The following is a 12,228-nucleotide window of genomic DNA, read 5'->3' as shown; positions in this document are numbered from 1 at the left end:
TTGTAACGGGAGGGTGAGACGATGATTGCCCCGAGGGAACCGTACCGGGTGGGTCATTCCGGCTACGTATCGCCGTTCACCGAGTTCATGGACGGCTTTCTTGCCGAACATCCGGAAGTCGTCGAGGACCAGCATCACGGCTGGTATCTCTTCTGGGATCACAAGGCCGATTTCGAGGAATGGAAAGAAGCCAGGACGGATAGCGTGCCGGTAAAAGGGTACGACTATTTCTGATGCGCATCCCCCGTTTGAATGGCCATGCCAGGATTGCACGCACAGCGGCATGGTCAAGCGGGGGGTGCGTCTTTTTTTGCCTCTGCCTGCACGCGTCCCGTTGGCTTGCGGTGACCGGTCTGGACCGGCCTCAGAAGCGCTCCGTCCAGGGGCGCAGGTCCAGTTCGTGCGTCCAGGCGCTGCGCGGCTGACGGTAGAGCTGGTAGTAGGCCTCGGCGATCGCCGCCGGGTCCAGCATGTCGTCGGGGTTCGGCGCGGAACCCATCTGTCCCGGCGATTGCGGCCGGATGTGGCCGTCGAGCACCACGTGGGCGACGTGGATGCCCTTGGGCTGCAACTCGCGCGCCATGCTCTGCGCCAGCGCGCGCAGGCCGAACTTGCCCACCGCCAGGTTGTGGAAGCCGGCGCTGCCGCGCAGGCTGGCCGTCGCCCCGGTGAGCAGGATGGTGCCGCCGGCGCCACCGTTCTCGATGCGCGCCACCATGCCGCGCGCCGCGGCGCGTCCGACCAGAAAGCCCCCCAGACAACCCACCCGCCAGCAGCGCTCGAACTCCTCGCGGCTGGTGTCGAGCAGACCCGCCGGGGCGAAACGCCCGGCGTTGTACACCACCAGGTCCGGTTCTCCCAGATCGCTGCGGATATTCTGGAACAGCGCCTCGACCGCCGCCTCGTCGGTGGCGTCGCAGCCGTAAGCCCGGCCAGCGTGATGCACGCCGGTGCAGTCGGCCGCCAGCCCTTCCAGCTTGTTCACGTCGCGCGCCACCAGTGCCACGTGCATCTCGGCGCGGGCGAAACGCTGTGCTAGGGCGCAGCCCAGACCCGGGCCGACGCCGACAATGACCGCAACCTTGCCTGTATCCATGGTTCACTCCTGCCTGTCGCTGCTTTCATCTTAGAACCCGTTCGCCAACTTGCTGCGGCACCTTCGCACGGCGTGTTCCTGTATGAGTGCAGGAGGGGTGGAGGTGCTATTCCTTGCCGCGCTATTCTTGCCTCGCCCCGTCAACGCCGGGAGCCACCGATGCCGGGTTCCGCTACGCCTGACTCCTCCGACGCTCCTGCGCGGCAGAGTGAATCCATGGCCGAGTTGATGAGTTTCCGGAATGAGCTAAGCAAAATGCATCGCTTGAGCACGCCACTGGGAAGGCAGAGACTGAGCACCGGTTTCGCACGATCACACCCCACCCGGCGAACCAGAGCAGGTCGCGGCGCACCACGCCGCGTCAGGATTGCGGTTCATGGAAGATTAGAGAGGATTGCCATGCAGGACATCGAGGCACCGCGTAACGGCGGGCGGATTCTGGTCGAATCACTGGTCAAGAACGGGGTGGAGGCAGTGTACTGCGTGCCCGGCGAGAGCTACCTGCCGGTGCTCGATGCCTTGCGCGACGAACAGGGCGTGCGCACCGTCGTCACCCGCCACGAAGGGGCGGCTTCGTACATGGCCGATGCCTACGGCAAGCTCACCGGGCGCCCCGGCATCTGCTTCGTCACGCGCGGGCCGGGCGCCACCCATGCCAGCAACGGCGTGCACACCGCGATGCAGGATTCCACCCCGATGATCCTGTTCATCGGCCAGGTCGAGCGCGGCTTTCTCGGCCGCGAGGCGTTCCAGGAGGTCGACTACGTCAGGATGTTCGGCGGCCTGGCCAAGTGGGCGACGCAGATCGAGAGCATCGAGCGCATCCCCGAAGTGGTGGCGCGTGCCTTCAGCGTGGCGATGTCGGGCCGGCCAGGGCCGGTGGTGGTGGCGCTGCCGGACGATATCCTGTTCAGCCAGGGCGTGGCGGGGCCGGCGGTAGCGGCACAAGCGGTGCAGGCCGCGCCGTCTCAAGCCGACATGAGCGAATTGCACCGGCTCCTGAGTGCCGCCCAGCGCCCCTTGCTGGTAGTCGGCGGCAGTGGCTGGAGCGCGCCAGCCTGCCAGGCCTTGCATCGCTTCGTCGCGGCCAACGCGCTGCCGGTGGCCACCGCCTTCCGCCGCCAGGACCTGTTCGATAACGACGACCCGCACTACGTCGGCCATCTCGGTTTCGGGCTGTCGCCACAGTTGGCCGAACGGGTGCGCGGCGCCGATCTCATCCTCGCCATCGGCACCCGGCTGGGGGAAGTCACCAGCAACGGCTACACCCTGATCGCCAGCCCGCAGCCGGCGCAGACCTTGATCCATGTTCACGCCGACCCGGAAGAATTGGGCCGGGTCTACCGCGCCCGCCTGCCGATCAATGCCGGGATGCAGGCCTTCGCCGGGGCGCTTGCCGAACTGCCGCCGCTCGATGGCGATGCCTGGCGGCAGTGGACGCAAGATGCCCGTGCCGAGTACCTGGCCTTCAGCACCCCGCCCGCAACCTCGCCCGAACACCGTGGCGTCGACATGGGCAAGGTGATGACGCACTTGCGCGAAGTGTTGCCGGCCGACGCCATCGTCAGCAACGGCGCCGGCAACTACGCCGTCTGGGTGCACCGTTTCTACCGCTACCGCCGGCCCGCCACCGAGCTCGCGCCGACCAACGGGGCAATGGGCTACGGCCTGCCGGCGGCGATTGCCGCCAAGCTGCAGCACCCCGAGCGGCAGGTGGTGTGCTTCGCCGGTGACGGCTGCTTCATGATGTACCCGCAGGAACTCGCCACGGCGCGGCAATTCGGCGCGGCGGTGGTGGTGATCGTGGTCAACAACGGCATGTACGGCACCATCCGCATGCACCAGGAACGCGAATACCCCTCGCGCCCCTTCGCCACGGATTTGCAAAACCCGGATTTCGTCGCGCTGGCGCGGGCGTTGGGTGCGCACGCCGAAGTGGTGGAACGCAGCGAGGACTTCCCGGCCGCGTTCGCCCGCGCCACCGAGGCCGGTCGTCCCGCGCTGATCGAGCTGAAGGTCGACCCGCGCCAGATTACGCCGCAGGCGCGGCTGCCCTGAGAACCCGTTTACGATCTGCTGCGCGTCGGCGAGACGGCGTTAAAGCCGTCTTCGGAATGCGCATTTACCACGTGTAAACGCCGCTTCCTCAGTCGTTTTTGCCTTGTCTCGCTCTAGCTCGCGAGATCGTAAGCAGGTTCTGAGCGCGGTTCGCCCCGTCGCGCCCGTGTTCGGAGGCGGGGTTGGCCGAAGCCGGGAAGATCGGCTCCGGCCACGCCTTCAGCCTTCCAGCCGTCTCGACCAGTCTTCCACTGCGCCGCTCTCGAGGCGGCGCCGGAAGGTGCGTTTCCAGTTCTCGGCCAGTGGCGCCAGCTCGGCGGCGGCGGCCCACTCGCGCATGTGCTCGGGCTCTCGCCCGAACAGCGCGTGGATCACCCTCAGCAAGGGCCAGGCTGGTTCAGGACGCTCGGCGAGCACGAGCACATCCCCCGGGCGCACCCAGCCGGTTTGCAGCACACGGTAATACCAGCCGGTCCGGCCCATGTCCTGCATCAACCTGGCCGCTCCTTTGTGCCCCAGGCGGGCATTCAGCTTCCAGCACGGCTGGCGTCCCTGCGACACCTGCACCACCGCCTGGCCCAACTCGAAAACATCCCCCACACAGACGGATTCTTCGGTGAGGCCGCGAGTTGAGAGGTTTTCGCCGAAGGCACCTGGCGCCAGCAGCAGCGGCTGCGCGCCCAACTGCTCGATCCAGGCGGGGTAGTGATCGCGCGGGTAATGATGAACGGCCTTTTCCGGACCGCCGTGCACCCGTCGGTCCGCCTGCTCGTCACCGTCGAAGCCCTGTTCCGATAGCCAGAGCGGCGTCGCAACCAGGCTCTTGTGGATTCCGCTCTGGTGAGAAGTGCCTGCCAGCGGTGCGGAACGGCCGACCAGCAGCGCATCCACCGCTATTCGCATCGCGTCGTACCCAGTTGCCGCAGCCAGGCGCCCAGCATCGCCGCGCCGGCCCGGGCCGCGTGGTCGGCGAAGCGGTGGCTGGCGGCACGCAGCTCGGGAACCGACAGGCCGGCATGCTGCAACTCGCCGCTGTGCCCGATCAGCCACGCCTCGATCAGATGGCCGTCGACTTCGGGGTGGAACTGTAGCGCCAGCGCGTTGTTGCCCCAGGCAAAAGCCTGGTGCGGGGTCAGCTCGGTGGACGCGAGCAGCTGCGCGCCGGCCGGCAGGTCGAACGTGTCGCCATGCCAGTGCAGCAGCGGCACCTCTTGCAAACAAGACAGGCTGGAGCGATTGCCGGCCGCCGAGAGCGAGACCGCGCCCCAGCCGATTTCCTTCGCCCGGCCGGGGTAGACCCGGGCCCCGAGCGCAGCGGCCATAATCTGTGCGCCCAGGCAGATGCCGAGCGTCGGCAGACCCTGAGTCAGGCGTCGGGCCACGCCATCGATCTCGCCCCCCAACCAAGGGTAATCAGCCTGTTCGTAGACGCCGATGGGGCCCCCCAGTACCACCAGCAGGTCGGGGCTGAGCCAGTCGTCAGCCTCCATCCGGTCGATGCCGGCCTGGCGGTACTCGACGTCATAGCCGAACTGTTTCAATGCGGTGTCGAAGACGCCCAAGTCTTCAAAGGCTACATGCCGTAATGCCAGGCATTTCATGACGTTATCTCCTTGTGGGAACGCGTGCTGACCACCGGATCGGTGGGCATGGCTGACGGGGGTGGGGTAGAGCATCATGGTATGCCCTATGGGTGAATGGTTCCAGCCTTGGCAACCCATTACCGTCTGGCGTTCCGGGACATCGGCGGTCAGGAAGGCCCGGCGACAGGTGTCGGCCACGCTACATGACGCCACGGCCGCATTGTGCATCGGGTTGCAAGAGGGAGCGCTTAGAGAGCTTCTGGAAGTGAAAGCAGGGCGACGATGACGGCATGCCGACGGTGAACGTCGACGCTCGGCAATCGGCTGTCATTAGCTGGGTGCTGGGCAGGAAAAACAAAAAGCCCGGAACAAATGTCCGGGCTTTCTATCGAATACTGGTGGAGGGAGAAGGATTCGAACCTTCGAAGGCAGAGCCGTCAGATTTACAGTCTGATCCCTTTGACCGCTCGGGAATCCCTCCTGAAGAGCGGCGAATAATATCGATTCCCGCTCGTGGCGTCAATGCATTGCAACGTTTTTTTGCCGGCAAAATTATCCGCCCCGATACAGAGGGTTTTCTTCACTGGCCGGGAAAGCGGATGCTGGCCTGCTACCCGGCCGCCTGTGTCATGTGTCAGGGTGCTATAACGGAGGACAAGGCTCGTAGTTCCCCTGTCGTGGCATGCCGAGAAGTCGTGTTGTTTCAGTCCATGGTCATGGTATCTGGCTGTGGTCGGTTCTCGGCGGGCTGACGTTGTATACGCTTGGCAACTTGCTTCATCTCATCTTTCCATCACCATCGTTGCCGTACTGCTTCAGGTCATCCGTGGGGGCTGTGCCGTTCACGGTCGCGGCAGGCGGTGCGGGGCCGATTCCATCCCACGCACTTCAACTGCCTTCCACCGGGGGCAATCGTGTTCCCCGGTACTACCTCGAGACCATCAGGAGGACGATATGCAAACCAGAAAGTTATGCATTGGATTAGTGGCAGCATTATCGGTGTTGGCCAGCGGCTGCACGACCACCACCGGCAAGATGAGCGAATCGCCTTCGACTCGCTCGATGAATGCAGCGAGCGAAGCGCGTGAAATCGACGCCGGGTACGACGCCACGTTGGCACGCCTGTACCGTAACGCGCCGAGTTCTCGCGCCTTGGTGGCCAAAGCCCACGGTGTGCTGATCTTCCCGTCGGTCATCGCGGCCGGGCTGGTTGTCGGCGGCGAGTACGGCAAGGGGGCGCTGCGGGTTGACGGCAAGCCTTCGGGCTACTATCAGACGGCGAGTGCCTCGTTCGGCTGGCAGATCGGCGCCCAGTCCAAGGCCATCATCTTCCTTTTCATGACCAAGGACGCGCTCGACAAATTCCGCTCTGGCTCGGGCTGGACGGTAGGGGCGGACGCCTCGGTGGCGTTGCTGAAAATGGGTGCCAATGGCGATATCGACCTGAATACGGCGCAACAGCCGGTGGTGGGTTTTGCCCTGACCAACAACGGCTTGATGGCGAACCTGACGTTTGAAGGCACCAAGGTTTCCAAGCTGAACCTGTAGCCGGTGGGCGGGGAGTGATCGCCCATCATTCTTCTTGCTGTAGCGCTTTCTGCAATGGCGGGAGTCGTCGTGGTCACGACGACTGCCGCTGTGGTGTGCGCCGGCCTGTCTCTGCCATGAAGTCCGGGCATCTCCGTTTCCCCTGTCTCTCACCTTGATGTCATTTTGTTTTTTGTTACCGGTTAAGCTGTAATGAAATGATTCAGGGCAGCCCGGTGCAGAGCCGAACGATGCCTGCTCTGAGTGCCTTGCTGCCATATCCAAAGGGGAATCGAATGCGCCAGCTATGGATCGCCTTGCTTGCCGTCATGCTGCTGAGTTTGTCCGGCTGCGGCTACAACACCTTGCAATCCAATGATGAACAGCTCAAGGCCAGCTGGTCGGAGGTGCTGAACCAGTATCAGCGCCGTGCCGACCTGGTGCCGAATCTGGTCAACACCGTCAAAGGCTACGCCTCGCATGAGAAAGAGGTGCTGACGCAGGTCACCGAGGCGCGCTCACGGGTGGGTAGCCTCCAGATCACGCCGGAGCTGGCCAACGATCCGGACGCCCTGGCCAAATTCCAGTCGGCCCAAGCCCAACTCAGCGGCGCCCTGTCGCGGCTGCTGGTGGTTTCGGAAAACTACCCGCAGCTCAAGGCCGATGCCAATTTCCGCGACCTGCAAGCCCAGCTCGAAGGCACGGAAAACCGCATCACCGTCGCCCGCAACCGCTACATCAAGGCGGTTGAGCAGTACAACGTCACCGTGCGTAGCTTCCCCTCCAACCTGACCGCCATGGCGTTTGGTTTCAAGGTGAAGCCCAACTTCACCGTGGAAAACGAACAGGCGCTCTCCACCGCGCCGCGTGTCGATTTCGGCAGCACGCCCACGCCGTCGACACCGCCCAAAGCCGCCGGGGGTTCCTGATGCGGGCCTGGCGCGTGCTGTGGAGCCTGTTGCTGACCGTGGCCCTGAGCTGGAGCCTGGGGGCTGGCGCCCAGACGATGGCAGTGCCGCCGCTGAGCGCTCACATCGTCGACCAGACCGCCACCTTGAGCCCGGACCAGACGGCGGCGCTGGAGCAGACGCTGCGCGCCTTCGAGGCGAGCAAGGGCAGCCAGCTGGCGGTTCTGATCGTGCCGACCACGGGGGAGGAGGCCATCGAGCAATACGCGCTGCGCGTGGTCGAACAATGGAAGCTCGGCCGCAAGAACGTGGACGACGGCGCGCTGCTGCTGGTGGCCAAGAATGACCGCAACCTGCGCATCGAGGTGGGCTACGGCCTGGAAGGCGCGCTGAACGACGCCACCTGCAAGCGCATCATCAGCGAGATCATCGTGCCGCGTTTTCAGCAGGGCGATTTCTACGGCGGCATCACGGCCGGGGTGGCGCGCATCATCGGGGTCGTCAACGGCGAGCCCCTGCCGCCGCCGTCAAGACCCGCGGCGCAGCGCCAGGTCAGCGTGTCCTCGCTGGCGCCGTTGGTCGTGGTGGTGGCGTTCGTCGTGGGCGGATTCCTGCGCCTGCTGTTGGGCCGGTTGCCGGCGGCGATCGTGACCGGCAGTGCGGTCGCGGTGCTGGCGTGGATGGTGCTGGGAGCGATCACGCTGGCGCTCACGGCGGGGTTGATGGCCTTTTTCTTTACCTTGCTGGGCGGCATGGGGGGGCGCGGCGGATGGCATAGCGGCGGCGGCTGGTCCGGCGGCCGAGGGGGCGGTGGATTTGGTGGCGGCGGGTTCAGCGGCGGCGGTGGCGGTTTTGGAGGCGGCGGCGCCTCGGGCAGGTGGTGAGCATGAATATCAAACGTATCGTTCGGCATCTGACCGTGACGCCCTGGCAAGTCCGGCGCTGTTTCACGGCCAGTACCCTGAACGCAATCGAAGTGGCCATCAAGGACGGCGAGCGACTTCATGCCGGACAAGTGCGCTTTGCCGTCGAGGGTGCCTTGCATACCTCGGCGTTGCTTCGTGGCCATACGGCCTGGGCGCAGGCCCTCGACGTATTTTCCCTGCTGCGGGTATGGGATACCGAGTACAACAACGGTGTTCTGATCTACCTGCTGCTGGCGGATCACGACGTCGAGATCGTCGCCGACCGAGGCATTCATGCCAAGGTCGACGCTCAGGAGTGGCAGCGCATTTGCCGGATCATGGAAACCTCCTTCAGCCATGGCCACTACGAAGAAGGGGCCGTGGAAGGCATCCTCGCGGTCACCCATCTGTTGGCGGAACATTTCCCGGGGGAGGGGCATCGCGTCAACGAACTGTCCGATCGGCCGGTGGTGCTGTGACGGGCAGGGCGGCATGGTTCGCCCGCGCTCTCGTGCCCCGCATGCCGGTTTGCTGCCACCCAGCGCCGGACGCCGACGCTTCCTGTTCTGACTTTGGAAGTAGGCCGACCAGGCAATAGCCGGCCAGATCAAAACTTCGTACACTCTCGCCCGAGCGCCCGTCCCCGCCACAAGCGGGACGGGCTTGTCATTTGTTTCAGGCAGAGTTTTCGATGAAAAATCACACTCCACACGCGGCCACGGCGGCAACGGGCAAAACCCGCGATGCGTTTTCTTCCAGTTTCGGCGTGCTGGCCGCCACGCTCGGCTCGGCGGTTGGGCTGGGCAACATCTGGAAATTCCCTTACGTGACCGGTGCCAACGGCGGCGCCGGGTTTTTGGTGATCTACCTGCTGGCCACGCTGCTGGTCGGCTTGCCGGTGATGATTTCCGAGATCATGCTGGGCCGCAAGGCGAAGTCCGATGCGGTGACCACGCTGCGTACCTTGGCTCCGGCGGGACAACCGTGGTGGCTGATCGGCGCCTTTGGCGTGATTGCGGCGTTTCTGATCATGGCGTTTTACACCGAGGTGGCGGCCTGGGTGTTTGCCTATGTGTTCAAGGCGCTGCGTGGTGACATCCTCTCCAGCAACCCGGCGGTCACTTCGGCGGCCTTCAAGGGGCTGATTTCCGATCCGGTGCAGTCGCTGCTGTGGCAGTGGGGGGTCTTGCTGCTGATCGGCGGAATCCTGCTGTTTGGCGTGGCCAAGGGCATCGAGGCCGTGACCAAGAAGCTGATGCCGCTGCTGTTCGTGTTGCTGCTGGTGATTGGCGCACGCAGCCTGACCTTGCCGGGCGCGGCGCAGGGCCTGTCCTTCCTGTTCACCCCGGACTGGTCGAAGATCAGCGGCGAAGTGGTGCTGGTCGCCATGGGGCTGGCGTTCTTCAAGCTCTCCATCGGCATGGGCACCATGATCACGTACGGCAGCTACTTCCGCGACGACCAGAACATCCCAACCACCACGCTGCGCGTGATGAGCGCCGATCTGTTCGTGTCGATGCTGGCGGGTATCGCCATCTTCCCGGCGGTATTCAGTTTCGGCTTCCAGCCCGGCGCTGGGCCGGCGCTGCTGTTCATCACCATCCCGGCGGTCTTCGCCAGCATGCCGTTCGGCCACGTGTTCATGGTGCTGTTCTTCGTGCTGGCGGCCGTGGCGGCTACCGGTGCCATGCTGTCGCTGCTGGAGGTGCCGGTATCGGTGATGGTGGGCCGCTTCGGTATCAGCCGCCCCCGCGCCACCTTGCTGAACCTGCTGTTGCTGGGCCTGATCGGCTCCAGCTGCGCCTTGTCCAACAACGTGCTGGCCGACGTCAAACTGTTCGGCATGACCTTCTTCGATCTGTTCGACTACCTGACCTCCAACATCCTGCTGCCGTTGGGCGGCATCTTCATCTGCCTGTTCGTGGCCTGGGTCTGGGGCAAGCAGAAAATGCTGGAGGCGCTGAGCAATCAGGGGGTATTGGACAATGGCCGGATCGTGAAGGGCCTGCACGGGCTGCTGAAGCTGGTCACGCCGCTGCTGATCCTGCTGGTGATGTTCAAGGGGCTCGGGTTGATCTGAACCCGGTAGCACGAAGAGCCGCAATGCGGCTCTTTTGCATGGTGCGCCCGGAGCGTTGACGAACGCACGGTGCCGAACTCACGCTTCTTCGGCCAACCTTTGGCGCATGGTTACGGCAATTCGATTTCCTCGCTGGCGGGGAGGCGAGGCAGCAGGGCATTGTTGGCATCGATGCCGTAGGGCTCGAAGTTGTACGGCTCGACGGGCAACTCGCTGAGCCAGTCGTCCAGGCCCGGCTCTGAGGCCGACAGCGCGACCGGCACCGGTTGCGGGGTGGTGGCCAGTTGCATTACCCGCTCCTGGTCGATTTCATCGGGCGGCAGGGGCACGGTCGAGAGCGTTTGCGCGACCCGCTGCTCCAGCGGAACCTTGTCCGGGTACTCGTCCACCGGTTCGAAGGTGGCCATCACCCAGCGGCCGCCATCGTTGCCGACCAGCACGGGCTCGTCGATCACCCTGACCGGCGTCCCCACCTTCATCTGCGGGAAAATCTGCGCGGCATCCTCGGGATACAGATGCAGGCAACCGTGACTGGTGCGCAGGCCCACCCCCCACGGCCGGTTGGTGGCGTGGATGAAGATGCCGGGGAAGCCGGTCTGCATCGCCAGCATGCCCATCGGGTTGTCGGGGCCCGGGGGGAAGTACTCCGGCAGCTCGACGCCATCCTCGCGCAAATGCTCGTCGCGGATGCTCTTCGGAACGAACCAGGCCGGGTCCTTGAATTTAGCCTTGATGCGGGTGGCCCCGAGCGGGGTCGACCAGCCCTCGCGCGCTATACTGATGGGATAGGTGATGACCTGTTGCGGTGGCTGTCCCTTGGTGGTTGCCGGAAAGTAGTACAGCCGCCGCTGCGGGATGTTCAGCACCACGCCCTGCCACGGCTTGGGCGGCAGGATGAACTGGCGCGGCACCACCACGGCGCCGTGCGGCGTCCAGACCGACTGCTCGGGGTTGGCGCGAGCGATCTCCTCGTAGCCGATATCGTAATGGCGGGCAATGTCGGGCAGCGTGTTGTTGCCGGTCGGTTCGACCACCAGTACCTGGCCCACTACGGTCGAGCCGTCGGTCGGCAGCGCAAAGGTAGCGGCCGCCGCGGGGGCCAAGCCGATGACGGCCAGCGTTATGGGCAGGACAAGGCGGGCAAGGGAGCGAGACACATGGCGAGGCTGATCCGGTATGCACTGACCCTGATGTGGCTGGCGCTGAGCATGCCCGCCCAAGCTGGTACCGAGCGCTGGATCGAGGTGGATACCGCCGCCCGCACCCTTACCGTGTACCAGGGCAGCCGCCCGCTGCAGCGCTTCGACAACATTTCGGTGGGGCGGGGCGGCGTCGCGCCGCTCCACTACCACGGCGATGGCAGCACGCCGTTGGGCAGCTTCCACATCATGCGCATTCGCACCCCGCACGTATTCGGCAGTTTCTACCAACTCGATTACCCCCGCCCGGAACACGCCGAGCAAGCTTTTCACGACGGCCGCATCGATGCGGGCACCCGTGACGATATTCTGTTGGCGGCCAGCGCCGGACGGCTGCCGCCGCAATTCACTGCGCTGGGGGGCGCCATCGGCATTCATGGCGTCGGGCGCGGAAGCTATCGTATTCATCGTGACTTCAACTGGACTAATGGCTGCGTCGCGCTCAGCAATGCGCAACTGCACCAATTCGCGCACTGGGCGCGGCTTGGCATGCGAGTGGTCATCCGCTGAACGCGGAGGCCCACCCGCTCGCTTTCGTCTACTTCATCATGGTTTTCTTGAACATCCGATCCAGCCGCTGATTGGCATCGGTGGCCGTCTGGTTGGCCTGGTTGGCGGTCTGGTTGGCCTGGTTCGCCACCGTCATCGCCTGGTCGGCTTTCTGGCCGGCGCTGTCGGCCGAGGCCTGAGCTGCGGCTGCCGCTTTCATCGCCTGATCGGCGGTCTGCTGGGCACGGGTGACATCGGCGCGCAGCTTGTCGACATCCCCTGAACTGGCACACCCGCCCAGCAACAGCAGGGATGCCCCCAGTAACGAAGTCAGTACGGAAGTGCGAACGGAACGTGATCGGAACATGGCTTTCCTCCTTCAA

Annotated in this window: 13 protein-coding genes and 1 tRNA gene; 8 read left to right on the top strand and 6 right to left on the bottom strand. The window is 64.7% G+C overall.

The genetic code is table 11. The annotated features are described in order from the left end of the window. Positions 1 to 21 precede the first annotated feature (21 nt). On the top strand, positions 22 to 234 hold the full coding sequence (locus tag AC3WG5_RS03110) for a DUF3460 family protein (RefSeq protein WP_008954046.1): 213 nt from the start codon (positions 22 to 24) through the stop codon (positions 232 to 234). Between the two features lie 130 nt (positions 235 to 364). Here AC3WG5_RS03110 and AC3WG5_RS03105 read toward each other — a convergent pair whose 3' ends face one another. After that, positions 365 to 1,096 (bottom strand): SDR family NAD(P)-dependent oxidoreductase, encoded by a 732-nt coding sequence (locus AC3WG5_RS03105; RefSeq protein ID WP_492567744.1) that lies wholly within the window; start codon positions 1,094 to 1,096, stop codon positions 365 to 367. Positions 1,097 to 1,495: 399 nt separating this feature from the next. On the opposite strand from AC3WG5_RS03105, the gene AC3WG5_RS03100 reads away from it, so the two are divergent. After that, on the top strand, positions 1,496 to 3,154 hold the full coding sequence (locus tag AC3WG5_RS03100; RefSeq protein ID WP_492567743.1) for a thiamine pyrophosphate-binding protein: 1,659 nt from the start codon (positions 1,496 to 1,498) through the stop codon (positions 3,152 to 3,154). Positions 3,155 to 3,373: 219 nt separating this feature from the next. Here AC3WG5_RS03100 and AC3WG5_RS03095 read toward each other — a convergent pair whose 3' ends face one another. From AC3WG5_RS03095 to AC3WG5_RS03085, 3 genes are all read right to left on the bottom strand, one after another. Further along, positions 3,374 to 4,057: an MOSC domain-containing protein gene (locus AC3WG5_RS03095; protein ID WP_492567742.1), complete on the bottom strand. Its 684-nt coding sequence runs from the start codon at positions 4,055 to 4,057 to the stop codon at positions 3,374 to 3,376. Then, entirely contained in the window at positions 4,048 to 4,755 is a 708-nt protein-coding gene (locus AC3WG5_RS03090) for a glutamine amidotransferase (protein WP_492567741.1), read from the bottom strand. Before AC3WG5_RS03090 ends, AC3WG5_RS03095 begins: the two co-directional genes overlap by 10 nt. A 378-nt stretch (positions 4,756 to 5,133) precedes the next feature. Then, positions 5,134 to 5,218, bottom strand: a tRNA-Tyr gene (locus tag AC3WG5_RS03085). A gap of 473 nt (positions 5,219 to 5,691) precedes the next feature. Here AC3WG5_RS03085 and AC3WG5_RS03080 point away from each other — a divergent pair. The 5 genes from AC3WG5_RS03080 to AC3WG5_RS03060 all read left to right on the top strand — a co-directional run bounded on the left by AC3WG5_RS03080 (position 5,692) and on the right by AC3WG5_RS03060 (position 10,157). Further along, on the top strand, positions 5,692 to 6,285 hold the full coding sequence (locus AC3WG5_RS03080) for a BPSL1445 family SYLF domain-containing lipoprotein (RefSeq protein ID WP_492567740.1): 594 nt from the start codon (positions 5,692 to 5,694) through the stop codon (positions 6,283 to 6,285). A 275-nt stretch (positions 6,286 to 6,560) separates the two neighbouring features. Then, the gene (locus tag AC3WG5_RS03075) at positions 6,561 to 7,193 is read left to right on the top strand and encodes a LemA family protein (protein WP_492567739.1); all 633 of its coding nucleotides are present in this window, start codon (positions 6,561 to 6,563) and stop codon (positions 7,191 to 7,193) included. After that, entirely contained in the window at positions 7,193 to 8,056 is an 864-nt protein-coding gene (locus tag AC3WG5_RS03070) for a TPM domain-containing protein (RefSeq protein WP_492567738.1), read from the top strand. The genes AC3WG5_RS03075 and AC3WG5_RS03070 overlap by 1 nt, the downstream gene beginning before the upstream one ends. A 2-nt stretch (positions 8,057 to 8,058) precedes the next feature. Further along, on the top strand, positions 8,059 to 8,556 hold the full coding sequence (locus AC3WG5_RS03065; protein ID WP_492567737.1) for a TPM domain-containing protein: 498 nt from the start codon (positions 8,059 to 8,061) through the stop codon (positions 8,554 to 8,556). Positions 8,557 to 8,768: 212 nt separating this feature from the next. Next, a complete protein-coding gene (locus tag AC3WG5_RS03060; protein WP_482582144.1) occupies positions 8,769 to 10,157 on the top strand; it encodes a sodium-dependent transporter in 1,389 nt (462 codons plus the stop codon). 110 nt (positions 10,158 to 10,267) lie between these two features. Here AC3WG5_RS03060 and AC3WG5_RS03055 read toward each other — a convergent pair whose 3' ends face one another. Then, positions 10,268 to 11,314, bottom strand: a complete 1,047-nt coding sequence (locus tag AC3WG5_RS03055; RefSeq protein ID WP_482582142.1) for a L,D-transpeptidase family protein — start codon at positions 11,312 to 11,314, stop codon at positions 10,268 to 10,270. Between AC3WG5_RS03055 and AC3WG5_RS03050 the strand changes: the two genes are divergently transcribed. Next, positions 11,315 to 11,866 carry a L,D-transpeptidase family protein gene (locus AC3WG5_RS03050; protein WP_492567736.1) on the top strand — a complete coding sequence of 184 codons (552 nt, stop codon included), beginning with the start codon at positions 11,315 to 11,317 and terminating at the stop codon, positions 11,864 to 11,866. Between the two features lie 28 nt (positions 11,867 to 11,894). Here the strand turns inward: AC3WG5_RS03050 and AC3WG5_RS03045 are convergent, their stop codons facing one another. Beyond that, entirely contained in the window at positions 11,895 to 12,212 is a 318-nt protein-coding gene (locus tag AC3WG5_RS03045; protein ID WP_492567735.1) for an Lpp/OprI family alanine-zipper lipoprotein, read from the bottom strand. Positions 12,213 to 12,228: the final 16 nt, after the last annotated feature.

The sequence above is a fragment of the Pseudogulbenkiania sp. FW507-F1 genome (assembly GCF_058781125.1).
The sequence above is the reverse complement of the archived record's forward strand: the minus strand, read 5'-3'. Positions and strand labels throughout refer to the sequence as shown.

Coding starts and splice junctions, on each gene's coding strand:
- AC3WG5_RS03110 (WP_008954046.1), top strand. CDS start 22: ATGATTGCCCCGAGGGAACCGTACCGGGTGGGTCATTCCGGCTACGTA.
- AC3WG5_RS03105 (WP_492567744.1), bottom strand. CDS start 1,096: ATGGATACAGGCAAGGTTGCGGTCATTGTCGGCGTCGGCCCGGGTCTG.
- AC3WG5_RS03100 (WP_492567743.1), top strand. CDS start 1,496: ATGCAGGACATCGAGGCACCGCGTAACGGCGGGCGGATTCTGGTCGAA.
- AC3WG5_RS03095 (WP_492567742.1), bottom strand. CDS start 4,057: ATGCGAATAGCGGTGGATGCGCTGCTGGTCGGCCGTTCCGCACCGCTG.
- AC3WG5_RS03090 (WP_492567741.1), bottom strand. CDS start 4,755: ATGAAATGCCTGGCATTACGGCATGTAGCCTTTGAAGACTTGGGCGTC.
- AC3WG5_RS03080 (WP_492567740.1), top strand. CDS start 5,692: ATGCAAACCAGAAAGTTATGCATTGGATTAGTGGCAGCATTATCGGTG.
- AC3WG5_RS03075 (WP_492567739.1), top strand. CDS start 6,561: ATGCGCCAGCTATGGATCGCCTTGCTTGCCGTCATGCTGCTGAGTTTG.
- AC3WG5_RS03070 (WP_492567738.1), top strand. CDS start 7,193: ATGCGGGCCTGGCGCGTGCTGTGGAGCCTGTTGCTGACCGTGGCCCTG.
- AC3WG5_RS03065 (WP_492567737.1), top strand. CDS start 8,059: ATGAATATCAAACGTATCGTTCGGCATCTGACCGTGACGCCCTGGCAA.
- AC3WG5_RS03060 (WP_482582144.1), top strand. CDS start 8,769: ATGAAAAATCACACTCCACACGCGGCCACGGCGGCAACGGGCAAAACC.
- AC3WG5_RS03050 (WP_492567736.1), top strand. CDS start 11,315: ATGGCGAGGCTGATCCGGTATGCACTGACCCTGATGTGGCTGGCGCTG.
- AC3WG5_RS03045 (WP_492567735.1), bottom strand. CDS start 12,212: ATGTTCCGATCACGTTCCGTTCGCACTTCCGTACTGACTTCGTTACTG.